Source organism: Lentzea sp. JNUCC 0626 (assembly GCF_043632865.1).
In the GTDB taxonomy this organism is placed as follows: Bacteria; Actinomycetota; Actinomycetes; order Mycobacteriales; family Pseudonocardiaceae; genus Lentzea.
In genome coordinates this window covers 4,696,940-4,711,142 of record NZ_CP171635.1, presented here as the reverse complement: position 1 = coordinate 4,711,142, position 14,203 = coordinate 4,696,940, and the positions used below count along the sequence as shown (strand labels likewise).

General features: G+C 71.1%; 13 protein-coding genes. 3 read left to right on the top strand and 10 right to left on the bottom strand.

The features are described from left to right. Nucleotides 1-274 precede the first annotated feature (274 nt). Together JNUCC0626_RS20745 and JNUCC0626_RS20740 are read left to right on the top strand one after the other, a co-directional pair. On the top strand, nucleotides 275-1,717 hold the full coding sequence (locus JNUCC0626_RS20745) for a sugar transferase (RefSeq protein WP_394621436.1): 1,443 nt from the start codon (nucleotides 275-277) through the stop codon (nucleotides 1,715-1,717). A gap of 89 nt (nucleotides 1,718-1,806) precedes the next feature. Further along, nucleotides 1,807-2,937: a putative glycoside hydrolase family 15 protein gene (locus JNUCC0626_RS20740; protein WP_394621435.1), complete on the top strand. Its 1,131-nt coding sequence runs from the start codon at nucleotides 1,807-1,809 to the stop codon at nucleotides 2,935-2,937. Here JNUCC0626_RS20740 and JNUCC0626_RS20735 read toward each other — a convergent pair. Genes JNUCC0626_RS20735 through JNUCC0626_RS20690 form a run of 10 tightly spaced genes read right to left on the bottom strand, consistent with a single transcriptional unit; the run spans nucleotide 2,915 to nucleotide 12,916 of the window. Continuing rightward, entirely contained in the window at nucleotides 2,915-4,012 is a 1,098-nt protein-coding gene (locus tag JNUCC0626_RS20735) for a glycosyltransferase family 4 protein (protein WP_394621434.1), read from the bottom strand. The two genes, JNUCC0626_RS20740 and JNUCC0626_RS20735, sit on opposite strands and share 23 nt — an antisense overlap. Beyond that, nucleotides 4,009-5,070, bottom strand: a complete 1,062-nt coding sequence (locus JNUCC0626_RS20730) for a glycosyltransferase (protein WP_394621433.1) — start codon at nucleotides 5,068-5,070, stop codon at nucleotides 4,009-4,011. The genes JNUCC0626_RS20735 and JNUCC0626_RS20730 overlap by 4 nt, the downstream gene beginning before the upstream one ends. After that, entirely contained in the window at nucleotides 5,067-6,467 is a 1,401-nt protein-coding gene (locus JNUCC0626_RS20725; protein WP_394621432.1) for an oligosaccharide flippase family protein, read from the bottom strand. The genes JNUCC0626_RS20730 and JNUCC0626_RS20725 overlap by 4 nt, the downstream gene beginning before the upstream one ends. Continuing rightward, nucleotides 6,464-7,714: a glycosyltransferase family 87 protein gene (locus JNUCC0626_RS20720; protein WP_394621431.1), complete on the bottom strand. Its 1,251-nt coding sequence runs from the start codon at nucleotides 7,712-7,714 to the stop codon at nucleotides 6,464-6,466. Before JNUCC0626_RS20720 ends, JNUCC0626_RS20725 begins: the two co-directional genes overlap by 4 nt. Continuing rightward, on the bottom strand, nucleotides 7,711-8,019 hold the full coding sequence (locus tag JNUCC0626_RS20715) for a hypothetical protein (protein ID WP_394621430.1): 309 nt from the start codon (nucleotides 8,017-8,019) through the stop codon (nucleotides 7,711-7,713). Before JNUCC0626_RS20715 ends, JNUCC0626_RS20720 begins: the two co-directional genes overlap by 4 nt. Further along, the gene (locus JNUCC0626_RS20710) at nucleotides 8,016-8,864 is read right to left on the bottom strand and encodes a hypothetical protein (protein WP_394621429.1); all 849 of its coding nucleotides are present in this window, start codon (nucleotides 8,862-8,864) and stop codon (nucleotides 8,016-8,018) included. The genes JNUCC0626_RS20715 and JNUCC0626_RS20710 overlap by 4 nt, the downstream gene beginning before the upstream one ends. Then, the gene (locus tag JNUCC0626_RS20705) at nucleotides 8,861-9,895 is read right to left on the bottom strand and encodes a glycosyltransferase (protein WP_394621428.1); all 1,035 of its coding nucleotides are present in this window, start codon (nucleotides 9,893-9,895) and stop codon (nucleotides 8,861-8,863) included. Before JNUCC0626_RS20705 ends, JNUCC0626_RS20710 begins: the two co-directional genes overlap by 4 nt. Further along, a complete protein-coding gene (locus JNUCC0626_RS20700; RefSeq protein WP_394621427.1) occupies nucleotides 9,877-11,169 on the bottom strand; it encodes an O-antigen ligase family protein in 1,293 nt (430 codons plus the stop codon). The genes JNUCC0626_RS20705 and JNUCC0626_RS20700 overlap by 19 nt, the downstream gene beginning before the upstream one ends. Then, nucleotides 11,163-12,095, bottom strand: coding sequence for a polysaccharide deacetylase family protein (locus tag JNUCC0626_RS20695; protein ID WP_394621426.1), 933 nt, complete (start codon nucleotides 12,093-12,095; stop codon nucleotides 11,163-11,165). The genes JNUCC0626_RS20700 and JNUCC0626_RS20695 overlap by 7 nt, the downstream gene beginning before the upstream one ends. After that, the gene (locus JNUCC0626_RS20690) at nucleotides 12,092-12,916 is read right to left on the bottom strand and encodes a hypothetical protein (RefSeq protein ID WP_394621425.1); all 825 of its coding nucleotides are present in this window, start codon (nucleotides 12,914-12,916) and stop codon (nucleotides 12,092-12,094) included. Before JNUCC0626_RS20690 ends, JNUCC0626_RS20695 begins: the two co-directional genes overlap by 4 nt. Before the next feature lie 106 nt (nucleotides 12,917-13,022). On the opposite strand from JNUCC0626_RS20690, the gene wecB reads away from it, so the two are divergent. Next, nucleotides 13,023-14,132 carry a non-hydrolyzing UDP-N-acetylglucosamine 2-epimerase gene (gene wecB, locus JNUCC0626_RS20685; RefSeq protein WP_394621424.1) on the top strand — a complete coding sequence of 370 codons (1,110 nt, stop codon included), beginning with the start codon at nucleotides 13,023-13,025 and terminating at the stop codon, nucleotides 14,130-14,132. The last annotated feature ends 71 nt before the right edge of the window (nucleotides 14,133-14,203 follow it).

Genomic DNA, 14,203 nt, shown 5'->3' with positions numbered 1-14,203 from the left:
GGTGCCGCGAGGCGCCCTGCTGAATGCCGATTACCTCGCCGACGTTCCGAGTCACACCACTAGGTTGGTGGCGTGAATTATTGACACGGCGTGCTAAAGCTTTGAGGCGGGCCCTGGGTGAGTTCAGGGCAGGAACAACGTCGAAACCTCACCGACCGCGTACACAAGTGCCACTGAAGAGGGAAATTTGATACCCGAAGAGATGATTCATCGCTGTTCATTCACTCTTTCGTGCGCACCTGCGACCACAACTCCTTCGATCGGATGATCTTCCATGAGGCGATTCTCGGCGGTTGCCGTTCCCGCAGACCCGCTCGACGCGCACGAGGCTGATCTCCGGCGCCCCGCGCAGCGGCCCCTCAAGCCGTCCTCGGTGGGCCGGGACCTGCTCAGCCGGGTGAACGCGGTCGCGGTCCTGCTCGCCCTCGCCGACGGCGTGGCGCTCGCCGTGCTGTGCGTGCGGCACGACCTCGGCTGGGCCTGGAGCGGCGCGATCGTGGCCACGGTGTTCACGATCAGGGGAGCCTGGCGGCTCTACCGGCGGCGGCTGTGGCTGTCCTGGCTGCAGGACCTGCCCCGGTCCGCGGCGAGCACCGCGCTGGCGTTCGCGCTGCTGTCCGGACTGGGTCTGATCAGCGGCGCAGACCCCGCGCGGCTCGCCGAGGTGCAGTGGGCGATGATCGAGTTCGCGCTGGTCATCGAGCCCGTCCGGTGGGGCGTGTTCGCGTTCGGCCGGTGGTGCCGGCGCAAGTTCGACCGCTGCGACCGGACGATCATCGTCGGCGCGGGCGAGGTCGGCGTGAACCTCGCGAAGACCATGCTGGAGCACCCCCAGTTCGGGCTGCGGCCCGTCGCGTTCGCCGACTCCGGCCCCGATCCCGACCGCCGCCCGCCGCTGCTGGAGGTCGTCGACGGCGACCTCGCCGACGCGATCGTGCGGCTCAAGGCGGGCACCGTCGTGCTCGCGTTCTCGCACACCAAGGACTCGCCGCTGGTCGAGGCCGCGATCACCGCGCACCGGCTCGGCTGCTCCACCCTGGTCGTGCCCCGGATGTACGAGCTCCACCCGGACGGCCCCGGCATCGAACGGCTGCGCAGCTACCCGCTGATGCGCCTCGGCACGGCCCCGACCAGCAGGCCCACCTGGTGGATCAAGCGCGCCGCCGACCTGCTGCTGGCGGCGGTCGCGCTGGTCGTGCTGGCTCCGGTGATCGGGCTGTGCGCGCTCGCGGTGCTGGTCGAGAGCGGCCGCCCGCTGTTCTTCCGGCAGGTCCGCGTCGGCATGGACGACCGCACGTTCACGCTCTACAAGATCCGCAGCGTGCGGCAGACCGGCGAGGACGACTCGCAGGTCAAGTGGTCCGTCGTCGGCGACGCGCGGGTCGGCCCCGTCGGCCGGTTCCTGCGCCGCACGTCCCTGGACGAGCTGCCCCAGCTGTGGAACGTCCTGCGCGGCGACATGTGCGTCGTCGGGCCACGCCCGGAGCGTCCCGGTTTCGTTCGCGAGTTTTCCGCTATTCACGAGCTATATTGGGCGCGCCATCGCGTTCCGACCGGCTTGACTGGACTTGCCCAGGTGCACGGTCTGCGAGGCGACACTTCCATCGCAGACAGGTCTCGATACGACAACTACTACATCGCGAATTGGTCGTTGTGGTTGGACCTGCGGATTCTACTCATGACGGCGGGTGAGTTGTGTTGCCGGAGAAATCGCTGATTCGTCGATTCGCCGCTGTCGCTCTCGTACTTCTTTCGAGTGCATGTGCGGTCAGCGCCGCCGAGTCGGACCCGATCATCACGGGTCCGGTGCCGAGGGCGCTGGCGCCCTGCGCGTGGTGGTACGCGATCGGCGACTCGCCCAACTCGTGGGAGATCAGGGCCGCCGCGAAGCACTACGACGTCGTCGTGCTCAACGCGTGGGAGACGGCGGCCATGCGCAAGCTCCACGAGCTGAACCCCAAGGTCAAAGTCCTGGTGTACAAGGACTTCTCCAGCACCCGCAACTACTTCGGGGCGATCGAGGGCGACCGGGACGCGAAGTACCTGCCCACCGGCGTCGGGTACTACGCGGCCGAGGAGACCCAGCCGTCGTGGTTCGCGAACAACACGCTCGGCCAGCGCATCGAGTGGGACGGCTACCCGAAGCACTGGCAGATGACGGTGTGGGATCCGGCGTACCAGAAGGCCTGGGCGGACGCGGTCGTCGGCGAGGTGCTGCGCGAGGGCTGGGACGGCGTGCTGGCGGACAACGACTTCAGCTCGTTGCGGTACTACTCGTCCGGGGTGATCGCGGGGACCGCCGACCCCGCGGGCACGGACCGGCTGCTGCGCGACGGGCTCGACGGCATGCTCCAGCTCACCGGGGACGCCCTGGAGAAGTCCGGGAAGATGCTGATCCCCAACGTGTCGGAGTCGCAGCTCACGCCCGGCCGCTGGTCGGCGCACTCGCGGTACGCGGGCGCGATGGAGGAGAACTTCGGCCTGCAGGGCGACGACGGCACCGGTGAGCTGATCACGTTCCAGGGCAACCAGTTCAAGGAACAACGCGCCCAGGCCGCGCTCGGCGAGTCGTGGCTGCTGCTCATCACGCACACGAAGTCGGACAAGGAGGAACGCGTCGGGTACGCCTCGGCCGCGCTCCTCGCGAGCCCCCACACGTGCTGGACGCGCGCGCAGCCCGACTACAAGAACCCGTACTGGTCGGTCTACCAAGACGCCCGGCTCGGCGAGGCGGTCGAGACGGCCAACCGCCTGCCGAGCGGGGTGTGGAACCGCCGCTACACCAACGGGTGGGTGGCCGTGAACCCGACGAAGACCTCCGTGCAGCTGACGCCTCCGCCGGGCCTCGTGACGTTGCGCGGCGAGGCGGTGCCCGCGCAGTTGGATCTGCCGTCGGCCGACGCCGTGGTGCTGGTCAACGGTCCGAAGCGGCGGTGAGCTTGCGGTAGAGGTCGAGGTGCCGGCGCGCGCAGACCTCGGGCGTGAACCGCTCCCGCGCCCTGGTGGCGAGGCGCTGTCCGGTGCTCGCGGGATCGGGGTCGGCGAAGAGCGTGCGGAGCTTGGCCGCCAGCGCGCCGACGTCACCTGGCCGGGGGCAGTCGTCGCCGGGGATGCCCAGCATGTCCGCGACACCACCGGTGTCCGTGGCGATCACCGGCTTGCCCGCCGCCATCGCCTCCGCGACGACCAGCGGCTGCTGTTCCATCGTGGACGGCAGCACGAGCGCGTCGTGCTCCAGCAACAGGTCGGGGACGTCGCTGCGGAAGCCGAGGAACGTCACCCGGTCCGCGAGGCCGCGCCGGGTGACCCGACCCTCGGCCTGCATCCTTTGTGGACCGTCGCCGACGATCGTGAGCGTGGCGTCGTCGGGCATGGTCGTCTCCAGGGCGTCCAGCAGGTCCAGGAGTCCCTTGCGTTCCACCAGGAGACCGACGAACACCAGCTTGCGGACGGGTTTCGCGGGAGGGTTCGCGGCACCGACCTCGACGCAGTTGTCGATGTGGGTCATCCGGTGCGGCGGCACGTAGAGGCGTTCGCGCAGGAACCGGCCCATCTCCCTGGCGGGCACGACGGTCCGGTGCACGACGCGGGCGACGGCGGCGTCGGCGGCCAGCACGGCCCTGGTGTAGGGCGGGGGAGGGGTGGCGCCGCGGACGTTGCGGAACCACGGTTCGGCCACCTCGTCCGGGACGCCGTGGTAGGTGTGCACGATCTTGGTGCTGGTGGCGAGCGCCGCGCTGACGAGTCCTGACCGGCGGTCCTGCGCGTGCACGACGTCCGGCCGCCACGCCTTGATCGACGCGCGCGCCTGCCGTGCGGCGGCCATGTCACCCTTGCGGAGCACCAGGGTCTCTTCGAAGAACGGGTCGATCAGTTCGGCGCCCCGCCTGGGTCGCGGGCCGAACACGCGCACCTCGGCGTCGCCCGACTTGGCCAGCGCGGCGGCCAGGCGCACCGTCACGTCCACCGGGCCACCGCTGTCCTGTGTCAGCAGGTAGGCGATCCGTGTCATCGTGGTCCTCTCTCGGCGACCAGCTTCTCGGTGAGCGTCACGATTCGGCTGGTCATGTGGTCTTTGTCGAACAGGGTCTCGGCGCGGACGCGGCCGCGTTTTCCTTCGGTGGCGGCGAGTTCCGGGTCCTTCAGCCGGTGCGCAATCGCTTGCGCCAGGGCTGCGGTGTCCGTTGGCGGCACGACTTCGCCCGCGTCGCCGAGGCTCTGCCGGACGCCTTCGACGTCGAACGCGACGACGGAACGTCCGCAGGCCATGGCTTCCAGCGGGACCAGCGCCATGCCTTCGGCGCGCGAAGGCAGGACGACCACGTCGGCGTTCGCGTAGTGCCGGTCGACTTCGCTGCTGTGGCCGTGCCAGTGGGTGTGCCGGGGTTTCGTGGCTTTGAGCTGGGCTGCCAGCGGGCCGTCGCCGACGATGACCAGTTCGGCGTCCGGGACCTCGGCGAGCACCGAGGGCCAGGCTTCGAGCAGGAGGTCCTGGCCCTTCTGGTGGGCGAGCCTGCCGACGCACACGGCGGTGGGGGTGTCGTGGGGTTTGGGCCGGGGCTGGAGGCGTTTCGTGTCGACGCCGTTGCAGATGACCTCGGCCGGGGCGGTGATGCGCGCTTGGCGGCCTGCTTCGAGTTCGTCGTCGCTGACGCAGAGCAGCACGGTCGTCCAGCGCGACGCCCTGGCCTCCCAGAACCTGCTGGCCCTGCTGAGCAGTCCGGTGGCGACGCGGAACGACCACAGGTGGGGCTGGAAGATCGTCGGCGTGCGGCCGCGCAGGACCAGCCTGGCCAGGCCTGCCTTCGAGCTGTGCAGGTGGACGACGTCCTGGTCGCGGAGGATCTTGCGGAGGGCGAGGAGTTCGCGGGCGGTGTTCGGTCCCGGCGTGCGGGTGGCGTGCCAGGGGTGCAGCGGGATGCCGGCCTTCTCGGCCTGCCTCGGCAGCCACCCGGTGGGCGGGCAGGCGATGCTGACGTCCCAGCCGCGTTGTTTCTGCGCTCGGGCGAGGTCGAGAACGACGGCGGCGACTCCGGCCTCGACCGGCTGCGTCACGTGGACGACCTTCACGCGCGCTCCTTCAGTCCGATGAGGACGGTGCGGTTGAGGGGGAGGGTGATCGCGCAGTAGGTGCCGAGCAGCAGCAGGCCGGTGGCGATCAGTCCCGGGACCGAGGTGCTGTCCGGGAGGACGGTGTCGAGTGCCGCGCAAGCGATTGCGGCTGCCGCGACGCTGGCGAGGGCCTTGCCCGGGAGGGGGAACGCCAGGCCGTTGCGGCGCAGGACCAGCCAGGTCAGCGGTACGAGCAGCCACACCACGGCGAGTTGGGTCGTCGCCACGGCCGCGGGGCCGCGTTCGGTCGTGAAGACCAGGGCGGTCAGCAGGGCGACGAGGTGGGTGGCTTCGAGGGCGAGGTACTGGCGGGCGTGCCCGGCGGCCCTGATCGTCTGGTACCAGACGTGCAGCAGGCCGAGGCCGAGGCCGTACCCGCAGAGCAGCGCGAGGACCCGGGCCGCGTCCGCCCACTGCTCGCCGAGGACCACGATCCCGTGCGCCGACAGGGCGACCGTCACGTACAGGCCGCCGGTGATCACGAGCGTCGCGATGGTGAAGCGGCGCAGGGTGCCCGGGAGTGCGTTCTTCTGTCCATTTCGGACCAGCTCGGCGCAGAGCGGGAACAGCACACCGCCCAGCACGACCGCGATCATGATGTAGGGCACCCAGGCGATCCGGAACGCGAGCGAGTAGCCGCCGACCGCCTCCGGGCCGAGGACGTGACCCAGGGCGAGGTAGTCGACGTTGATCAGCAGGACGGCGATGAGCGCGCCCGGCCCGACCACGGCGAGCCACTTCGTCGCTTCCTGCGCGGCTTCCTGGTCCCAGGTGGGGCGGATGCGGGTGCCGGCGACGGCGGCCAGGACGGGCTGGGCGATCGCGGTGCAGAGCAGGCCGATCACCAACGCCGTGGGCCCGGTGCCGTGCGTCGCCAGGGTGACCGTGACGGCGGCTCCGATGAGCATGCCGCCCGCGTCCGGGAGCATGCGGCGCCGGAAGTCGAGGTCGCGGTGCATCAACGCCATCTGCACGCCACCTGCCGCCGTGAACGGCAGGGTGAGCGCGGCGAGCCGGAGCATCCCGGCGGCGTCCGGTGCCCCCAGCGCGGTGGCGATCGGGCCCGCGGTGACGAGGATGATCGCCGTGAGGGCGGTGCCCGCAGCGACGCTCATCGTGAGCACCGTCCCGGCCGTGCGGAGGGGGTCACGGGTGGTGCGGCTGACGATGTCGTAGACGCCCATCGCCTGGACGACCTGACCGATGTTGACGACCGACACCACCAGCGCCACCGCGCCGAGGTCGGCCTCGGTGAGGAACAGGGCGAGCGCGAGGGTCACCACGATCTGACTGCTCTTGCTGACCAGGTTGACCGCGAAGAGCCACAACGACCCCCGCACCGCCACGTCCGTCATGCCGTGCGCCGCACGTGCCGCAGCGCGAACACCGCCAGCACGACCCAGGCCGCCACCACCGCGATCCCGTCCACCGTCACGTCGGCGCGTGCCCCGAGCGTGGCCCGGATGGCCTCGTTCACGAAGTACAGGTGCGCGAACGGAACCGCGAGCAGCAGCGTCGCGACCCCGGCCCAGCGCCAGTGCGCGTCCTGCCGGTTCTTCCACGCGAGCACGGCCAGCGCGGTCATCGCCGGTACCGCGATCAGCACGTCGCCCGGCTGGTGCACCAGCGCCACGACGATGCCCAGGCAGATGAGCAGGTCCGCGACAGCCGACCCGTTCTCCGTCCGGTCGAGGCGTTTCGCCAGCAGGGCGGTCGCGGCGAGAACTCCCAGCAGTGCCACCAGTTCGGCGGCGGGCGGCAGCCACCCGGTCGTCCGGAAGAAGACCGCGGGGAGGTCGATCCGTTGCGCCGTCATGGAGTCGACCGCGCCGTAGCCGGTGTGGCTGGCCCAGGCGAGGTTGCGGTCGACGACGTCGAGGAACTCGCCGATTCCGCCACCCCTGACGACGAGCAGTGCTGCCACCGGAAGGCTGGCGAGTGCCGCGATGCCCGTGCCCATCAACGCGACCTTGCGGTCACCCCTGATGAACAGCAGGAGCGCGAGCGGCAGGCCGAACTGCGGTTTGAGCCATGCCAGCGCCAGCGCTACCGACGCCCACGCCGGGCTCTTCGTGCGCAGCAGCAACGCCCCGGCCGCGCCGACCGCGATCAGCGGGTTGACCTGCCCGACGTACATCTGGGCCTTGCCGACCTGGCTCGTCACCAGCAGCGTGCCGATCACCACCGTGCCCGCGACCAGCGGCAGCTTCGCCCTGGTCGTCGCCATGACCGCGAGTCCGACGAGCAGCACGAGACAGGCGAGGGCGAACGCCACCGCGCCGACCCGGTACTCCGGCAGCGCGAACGGCAGGTGCAGCACCAGGTGGTACGGCTGGTAGAGGTTGAAGTTCTGCCGCACCGGCCAGTGATCGAACATCACCGCCGGGTCGTACGGGTTGCCGCCGCTGAGGAACTCCCGGATGGGGAAGTACAGGGCGTCGCGGAAGTCCTGCATGCGTTCTTCTGGGAGGTTCTGCTCGGTCGGGAGCGGTACTTCCCAGCTCGGCTTGAGCGCTCGGAAGGCGCTCAGGGCTCCGGCGAACGCGACGAGGACGACACCGATCGTCTTGGCGAGTCCGGCGCGGTTGGTCGTGGTGATCATTCCGGTACCACCGCCACGATGATGGAGGTGGCGGCCAGGGCTACTACGGCGGCCAGCGCTGCCAGGGCCGTCAGGGCGGCCAGGGCGACGGCGGCGACGGGCCAGCGGACCGGGGTGGTGGTCAGGGCGAGGTAGTCGTCCCTGCTGATGACGCCGGTGACCGGGCTGAGGTCGTCGTCTGCCGGGTCTGGTGCGGCCGCCGGCTTGGTGGCGGGGACGGGCTTGGGCGCCGCGGCAGCCGGCTTGGCTGCCGGGCGGGCCTGCTCCGGGATGGCGGTCTGCGCGGCCTCGGTCGCGGGCGTCATGCCAGCACCACCGCGACCAGCACCGACGACGCCGGCAGCACCGCGAGCGCGGGGGCCAGGTCGTCGCGCTTCTGCCGCGAGGTCACGGCGATCACGGCCGTTCCCTCGGCGGGTTCGGAAGCCTTGTCGGGCAACGACATCGCGATGCTCTCCGCACGTTCCCGCAACTCCGGGCTCGCCGCGAGCACCTTCACCGGCCGTGCCGCCGCCACGCACAACGCGGTCAGCCGGTCGGTGAGGCCGGGGTCGTCGTCGTTCGCGATGACCACCGGGTGAGCGATGCCCGCACCGGCGAGGGCCGCGCGCACCGGGTTGGCCCGCAGGCGCCGCAACGCGAAGACGGCCACGCCCGCGATCACCGCCGCGACGAGTGCCAAGCCCGTGGCCAGGCGCAGGTCCGGGGACACCTGGCTCGTCTCGGGGCGCGGGTCCAGCAGGCGGAACTTCGCCGCCGGTGCCAGCAGATCGGCGTCGATCACGGCCTGCGCCACCGCCGTGACGGCGCGGCTCGCGTGCTCGGCCGAGTCGGCGCGCACCGAGATGCGGGCCACGCCCGAGGCCGGCACCAGTTCGACGGCGATGGCGTCCACCAGCCGTTCGGGCGTGGTCTCGGCCGCTTTCGCCGCCGCGTCCAGCACCGAGGGACTGCGCACCAACTGCACCACGGCGGGTGCGGCCAGCGACGTCACCTCGCCGAACTGGGCGCTGTCGGGCGCCGCCGGGGTGGCCAGCAGCGTCAACCGCCCCTCGGTCACACCGTCGCGCATCGCCACGGCCGCCAACACGGCCGCGCCGACGAGCACAGCGGCGACCAGGCCTTCCACCAGAGCTCTGGGAGCCTTCATCGTCCCTCCAGGACGGTACGAAGCAGTTCGTCGTAGGACTTCATCAAGGTGTGCGCGTCGGCCGAACCGTCGTGCGACGCCGCCACCGAACGGGCGGCGGACGAGAACAACAGGCCGCGCAGGGCTTTCGCGGTTTGTGCCGGACTCCGGCGGGGCACCAGCACGCCGCCGCCCCCGGCCAGCACCTCCCGCACTCCGTCCACATCGGACGCGACCACGGGACGGTCCGCCGCCAGCGACTCGAGCAGCGCGATCGGCATGCCCTCCCAGTCACTGGTGAGCACGGTGACGTCGGCCGCCTCCAACAGGTCCCGCACGTCGGTGCGCGTCCCCAGGAACCGCACCCGGCTGGGCGCCTTCGCCTCCAACTCGGCCCGCAGACTCCCGTCCCCGGCCAGCCACAACTCGGCATCGCCAGGAACCTGAGCCCACGCCTTCAACAACACGTCGTGCCGCTTCTGCGGCTCCAACCGAGCCGGGCACAACGCGACCGGCACGGCCATCCCGGTGCCGAGCCGAGCCCGCACCGTCGCCCGATCAGCGGACGGCAGGCTGGGGAACACCGCGTTGGGAATCACCACAACGCTCTTCAACCCGGCATCGGTGAGCTTCCGCGCGGCGGCGTCCGCCACCGTCACCACGGTGGACGACACCCGGTTGAGCACCCTGGCCGCCGACCTCGTGTCGCTCTCGGCCACGCCGTGGAACACGGTCACGACCTTCCGCCGCGGCGAGGCCAGCCGCGCCACGAGGGAAGCGGACACGTTGTGGGCCAACACGATGTCGGGCCGAAACTCCCGCACCGCCTTCCTCACCGCCGCCGCGGCTTTCACCACCCCTTGCGGCGATCGGCGCGCGAGCGGCACGTCGAACACGGGGATGTCCGCGGCCTGCAACGCTGCCACGCGGAACCCGCCACCGCAGGCCACCGCGGACTCCCACCCGACGTCACCGCCGGCGACCGCCATGCCCGCGACGAGCGCCTCCGCACCGCCCGCGCCCATCTCGCTGATCACGTGGAGGACGCGCATCGGCTCTCCTTCGAGGAACGCTGCTCGAGGGCCACCGCGATCGCGATGAGGGACCACAGCGGCAGGTAGTACTGCTCGGACAGGAAGATGGAGGCGACCAGGACGGCGATGAGAGCGGCCTGCACGGCAACGGCTTCACGCTGAAGGGCAGCCCGCACGGCAACGGCCTCGCGCCGCGCACCCCAGCCCGCACTGCCTGTGGTCTCCAGGCCGATGGCTTGTCGCCGCCTGCCCAAGCCCCCGCCGCCCCCACCCAGCGCCACCGGTCCAGCAGCCCTCACCCGCCGCCAAGCCCGTTCCGACGCCACGAACCCCACCCCGACCAACCCCACCAGCAGCAGGAAGCCCGGCACCCCCAGCTCCGCCGCCACCTCCAGGAACAGGTTGTGCGCCACCGGCGTCTGCTCGTCGATCTCCGCGTTGTGCCCGGCGGCGGCGTACTCCTGCCGGAACCCGCCCGGCCCCACCCCGAGCACCGGGTTGTCGGCGAGCATCCGCGAGGCGGCCTGCCAGCGCAGCATCCTGGTGTCGGCGTTGGTGCCCGCGATGTGGCTCTTCTCCTGCAACGCCCGCGAAAGCTCGGCCTGGGCGGCGGAGGCGAACACCAAAGCCGCCACCCCCGTGACGGCCGCCGTCACCACCACCGCACGCACCGGCAACCCGCGCCGCGCGATCAGCCACACCAGCGCGCACGCCAACGCGATGCCGCCGCCGCGCGAGAACGTCGCGGCAGCCCCGGCCACCAGCACGGCACCCAGCAGCAGCCACACCACACGCCACCGAGAAGGCAACGCCACCAGCAAAGGCAACGCCGCCACCAAGAAGAACGCCAGGTCGTTCGGATCCTCCAACGGCCCGGTGGCACGCAAAGACCCACCGACAACGCTGTACAACCCGCCGGCAGCAGCCACGACGGCACCCGCCACGGTCGCCGCCAGCAGCCACCGCACCGGCACCTCGCGCGCGGCGACGTCGGCCAGCACCACCGTGATCACCAGGAACGGCACCCACCGCACCAGGTACTCAAGTGTGAACGGTTCGGCCACGTGCACGGCGGAAGTCGCGAGCAGCACCACCGCCAACAACGCGACCAGCAGGTGCAACGGGTGCGGCGCGGGCAACCGGCGTTCCCGCACCAAGCCACAAAGCCACACGCCGATCAACAGCGCGGGCACGACCTTGGCCGACTGGCCGTGCACCTGCAGCAGGTAGCCCTCCAGCGGGGCCAGCGCCACGGTCCCGCAGGCGAGGACGCGCAGCAGAACCGTCAGCATGCGACCGGGTCCCGTTCGCGCAACCCCACGAGCCGGGCGACGTGCGTGCCGGTGCCGACGACGTCGAAGTGCTTGCGCAGCAACGACAACACCCAGCCGAGCAGGGCCACCTTCGACGCTCCGGGCACCGCCATGCCGGGGAAGAACTCCATCCCGGGGGCCTCGGCGCCGGACAGCACGTCGGTCGGGTGCAGCAGCAAGGAAGGAGAAACCTTGCGCAGCAGGCACAAGCGCAAGGCCGACGAGAAGTACGCACGGGCCAGGCGGGGCGAGATCTGGTGCAGCTGGAGCAGGTAGGCGCCGTGGATCGGCACGCGCAGCAACGGCATCGTCGTCACCGGCAGCTCGACCACGCCGTCCCGCCAGCGGAAGGCGACGTTCGGCGAGCGCACCTTGCCGAAGCCGCCGAACAGGTCCTCGCCGCCGTCCGTCGTGCCGGCGGTGCGGTTGTGGTACGCCCGCGCGAGTGGGCCGATCCACGTCGGCAGCACGCTCGCGTCGTAGGAGTAACCACGCTGCCGCAACACGTCCAGCAACGCCGGCGTCACGCTGTAGCCGGGACCGCGGAACCCGACGGGCTTCGGCGCGCCGGCGGCCATGATCGCCTCCTCGGCGCGCAGGACCTCCTTCTCCACCTCTTCCGAGGAGAACCGGTGCAGCCACGGCTGGTGCCAGAACGAGTGGTTCGCGATCTCGTGCCCGGCGGCGACGAGCGACGACACCGCGGCGGCGCCGTCGTCCCGTTCGGCATCCGCGCCGACGACGAAAACCGTTGTGGTCAACCGCTGTTCGCCCAGCACGTCGAGCAACCGCGGCACCGCCGAACCGAGAAAGCTCGGCCTGCTCTCCCACGAAGGATCGCCGTGCGTGCGCAGGTACGCCCAGAGGTTGTCGAGATCCAGCGAGACGCTCGCGACCGGCTTCACCGCTCACCCACCGACACCAGCGAGGACGAGCGCGCCGACACCGAGCCCAGCACCAGCACGCCGGACACCACCAGCAGCACGCCGAGCACCACCCACCACTCGCGGCCGGGGGTGATCTGGTCGCCCATCAACGCGAGCCCGGCGGCGGAGCTGATCACCACGGTCGTCGCGTCCATCGACGCCACCGCCGATGTCGCCGAACCGCGCTGCAACGCCGTCGCGAGGCACGCCTGCCCGACGAACGCGCCGAGCACCATCACCCACGTCAGCGGGTGCAGCAGCAGGTCGAGCAACGGCTTGCCGGCGACGTTGCGCGCGGCCACCGCCACCACGGCGAACGCGACGCCGGCGAGCACCGGCGTCAAAGTCTTGAACGTGCGCGCGAGCGGCAGCACCGCCAGCGTCAGCACTCCCAGCACGACCAGAGCGGGCACCAGCGGGAGTTCGCGGGCGGTTGACGGGGCCGCCGCCCCCGTGAGCAACAGCAGACCGCACGCCATCACCACCAGCACCGCGATCTCGACCCGCTGGATGCGCCAGCCGAGCAGCAGCACGCCGATCACGGTCGCGAGCCCCACCGCGCTCGACGACCCCGCCTGCACCAGGTACAGCGGCAGGTCCTCGCGGGCCAGGAACGCGAACAGGAAACCGCCGACCTGGCCGGTGAAACCCAGCAGGTACAGGCGATCCGAGGCGAGGCGGGCGAGCAGGCCCACCCCGGCGCCGGGACGTTCGTCGGCCCTGCGCGCGGCGACGGTCTGCGCGACTATCCCCAGGCCGTACAGGACGGTGGACACGGCGAGGGCCAGATGACCGGACATGGGGCCGGACAGTACGACACGCTTGGGGCGCAACACTTTCGAGCGATATCCCACGCAACTCTTTCGAGTGAACGTGAGCGGGATTTGCCCGGTTTCGCCAAGATCGATGAAGTACTTTGCCGCCGTGCGGGAAACGAACACCGTGACGATCGTCTGCGGCACAAGACCGGAACTGATCAAACTCGCGCCGCTCGTCGAACACTTCGGCAGCGCGTGCACCATGATCTACACCGGCCAGCACTACGACCGCTCGATGTACTCGCTCATCCGCCGTGATGTGCCGGAACCGGGCGGCTTCCACGAACTGCGGCTCGGCGGCCTGCGCCGGGGCGACCAGCTCGGCCGTGCGGTCTCCGCCGTGGACGAGGTGCTCGCCGCCGAACGGCCCTCGGCCGTCATCGTGCAGGGCGACACGACGTCCGCGCTCGCGGGTGCGTTGGCCGCCAACGCCTGCGACGTGCCGCTCGTACACGTCGAGGCGGGCCTGCGCAGCTACGACCGCGCGATGCCCGAGGAGCACAACCGCGTCCTCATCGACCACCTCTCCGACCTCTGCTGCGCGCCGACGTCGTTGAACCGCACCAATCTCCGCTCCGAAGGCGTCGCCGACAGCCGCATCGCCGTCACCGGCAACACCGTCGTCGAGGCGCTCGCCCACGCGTTGCCCGGCCAGGACGAGCAGGACGCCGTCCTCGGCGACCTGGGCCTGAAGCACGACGGGTACGTGCTCGCCACGATCCACCGCCCTGAGAACGTGGACGACGCCACCAACCTCGAGATCATCCTGCGCGAACTGGGCCGGCTGCCGCTGCCGGTCGTGCTGCCGCTGCACCCGCGCACCGCCCAGCGCGTCGCCGCGTTCGGCCTGGACGGGCTGCTGCACGGCCTCCAGGTCATCGAACCCCAGCCGTACCGGGCTTTCCTGGCGCTCGCGCACGCCTCCGCCGTCATCGTGTCCGACTCGGGTGGCATCCAGGAGGAGGTCAGCGTCCTGAAGCGGCCCGTCGTGGTCGTGCGGCGCAGCACCGAACGCCCGGAGATCGAAGGCACGTTCGGGACCCTCGTCCCGCCCGGCCCGCTGGTCGGCACCTCGGTGCTGGCGTGGCTGGACGACGTGGAGGGCCACCGCGCGGCGTTGCGCGACATCCCGTCCCCGTACGGAACGGGGTCGCCGTCGGCGCTCATCGCCGAGGCCGTTCGGCTGATGCTGGGCTAGTGGTGTGGCCCGGATTCCCGCCGGGCCACACCACTGTCGGGGCGGTGTGGCCGCGCCCCCCTACGCCGCGG

Bases quoted from the DNA above. Each gene is read 5' to 3' on its own strand.
- JNUCC0626_RS20690 (WP_394621425.1), bottom strand. From the start codon at position 12,916: ATGTCCGGTCATCTGGCCCTCGCCGTGTCCACCGTCCTGTACGGCCTG.
- JNUCC0626_RS20720 (WP_394621431.1), bottom strand. From the start codon at position 7,714: ATGATCACCACGACCAACCGCGCCGGACTCGCCAAGACGATCGGTGTC.
- JNUCC0626_RS20700 (WP_394621427.1), bottom strand. From the start codon at position 11,169: ATGCTGACGGTTCTGCTGCGCGTCCTCGCCTGCGGGACCGTGGCGCTG.
- JNUCC0626_RS20745 (WP_394621436.1), top strand. From the start codon at position 275: ATGAGGCGATTCTCGGCGGTTGCCGTTCCCGCAGACCCGCTCGACGCG.
- JNUCC0626_RS20710 (WP_394621429.1), bottom strand. From the start codon at position 8,864: ATGAAGGCTCCCAGAGCTCTGGTGGAAGGCCTGGTCGCCGCTGTGCTC.
- JNUCC0626_RS20725 (WP_394621432.1), bottom strand. From the start codon at position 6,467: ATGACGGACGTGGCGGTGCGGGGGTCGTTGTGGCTCTTCGCGGTCAAC.
- JNUCC0626_RS20715 (WP_394621430.1), bottom strand. From the start codon at position 8,019: ATGACGCCCGCGACCGAGGCCGCGCAGACCGCCATCCCGGAGCAGGCC.
- JNUCC0626_RS20705 (WP_394621428.1), bottom strand. From the start codon at position 9,895: ATGCGCGTCCTCCACGTGATCAGCGAGATGGGCGCGGGCGGTGCGGAG.
- wecB (WP_394621424.1), top strand. From the start codon at position 13,023: ATGAAGTACTTTGCCGCCGTGCGGGAAACGAACACCGTGACGATCGTC.
- JNUCC0626_RS20735 (WP_394621434.1), bottom strand. From the start codon at position 4,012: ATGACACGGATCGCCTACCTGCTGACACAGGACAGCGGTGGCCCGGTG.